This window comes from Methylobacterium tarhaniae (assembly GCF_001043955.1).
Lineage (GTDB): Bacteria > Pseudomonadota > Alphaproteobacteria > Rhizobiales > Beijerinckiaceae > Methylobacterium > Methylobacterium tarhaniae.
The window spans coordinates 1-753 of record NZ_LABZ01000462.1; the positions used below are offsets into that span (position 1 = coordinate 1).

The 753-nt window shown below is 67.3% G+C and carries 2 protein-coding genes; both read right to left on the bottom strand.

The window, feature by feature from the left end; all coding sequences use genetic code 11:
• Positions 1-44 precede the first annotated feature (44 nt).
• The gene (locus tag VQ03_RS30660) at positions 45-257 is read right to left on the bottom strand and encodes a hypothetical protein (RefSeq protein WP_048448757.1); all 213 of its coding nucleotides are present in this window, start codon (positions 255-257) and stop codon (positions 45-47) included.
• A 59-nt stretch (positions 258-316) separates the two neighbouring features.
• On the bottom strand, positions 317-753 hold a 437-nt coding region (locus tag VQ03_RS30665), incomplete at its 5' end, for a phage major capsid protein (protein WP_048454723.1).

Below are 753 nucleotides of genomic sequence, written 5' to 3' on the forward strand. Positions count from 1 at the left end.
CCGTCTCGTGGGCTCGGGCGGGGTGACGACGACGGCGCGCATGATCAGGCCTTGATGCGACGCGACGCAGGCTCACCCTTGTTCGCCGGCTCCGGCTCCATCTTGTTGTCGGGTGCGGCCGTCGCTTTCCCCTCGGCAATCATGCCGCGATCGATGAGGCTTTTGCGGTCGGTAGCGTTCTCGACCTCGATGGGGCTACCGACGTCACGAATGGCGCCACCGAAATAGAACGGCGTCTGGACAATGAGCTTGGACATTTCGCCACCCATCATGCGCGAGGGGACGGGCGCCAGGATCAGCGCCCGCCGGGGTTGGCTCAGGTCGCGGCCGGGAACGCGCCGCCGACGAAAGCGGTGGGCCGGGTGACGGTGAGCGCCAGGCGCTCCTCGCCACGCAGGGTCAGCATGTTCTTGACGAAGTTGTCGCGATCCTCGGAGCTGATCTGGACGTTCGCCTGCTCACGGTCCCAGATCTTCGCAGCCAGCGCGAAGGCGCCGACCATGAAGGTGCCGACCGCCATGGCATCGCTCTCGACGACGCGCAGGCCCCAGAGGCGCGGTTCGGCGCCTGTGGTGACCGCGGCGTGGAGATAGGCGCCCTGGGTGTCCTTCAGGAGCTCGATGGCCGCCCAGTCCTCGGGGTTGAGGACGACAGCGGTCGCCGGGAAGAAGGACTTGCGCACCTGCAGCTTCGCCCAGCGGATGTGATCCACGCGGTTCGGGGCGGTTGGGATGCCAGTTGCAGAGTAGGCGG

Bases quoted from the DNA above. Each gene is read 5' to 3' on its own strand.
- VQ03_RS30660 (WP_048448757.1), bottom strand. From the start codon at position 257: ATGTCCAAGCTCATTGTCCAGACGCCGTTCTATTTCGGTGGCGCCATT.